Origin of the sequence: Pseudomonas sp. 34 E 7 (assembly GCF_900005715.1) — a bacterium.
Classification (GTDB): domain Bacteria; phylum Pseudomonadota; class Gammaproteobacteria; order Pseudomonadales; family Pseudomonadaceae; genus Aquipseudomonas; species Aquipseudomonas orientalis_A.
Window position 1 is genome coordinate 1 of record NZ_CVTX01000167.1, and the last position, 222, is coordinate 222.

Below are 222 nucleotides of genomic sequence, written 5' to 3' on the forward strand. Positions count from 1 at the left end.
CCGGCGGCAACTTCGAGCAGCTGGTAGTTGCGCAAAACAGTGCAACGACAGCGATCAACGACACCATCGACAAGGTCGACGTTGTACTGACCGCCACCACCACCGTCGGCGAAGGCGGCAACATCGTTTACACCGCCAGCCTTGTGGATAAAAACGGCGCGCTGGTGACCAACATCACCAACCCGTTGACCGTCACCCTGGATAACGGCAAAACCATCACCA

The 222-nt window shown here is 57.7% G+C and carries 1 protein-coding gene; it reads left to right on the forward strand.

Going from position 1 to position 222, the window contains the following annotated elements; translation table 11 throughout:
* A partial coding sequence (locus tag BFP96_RS30955; RefSeq protein WP_170876031.1) for an immunoglobulin-like domain-containing protein occupies window positions 1–222 on the forward strand: 222 nt, incomplete at both ends.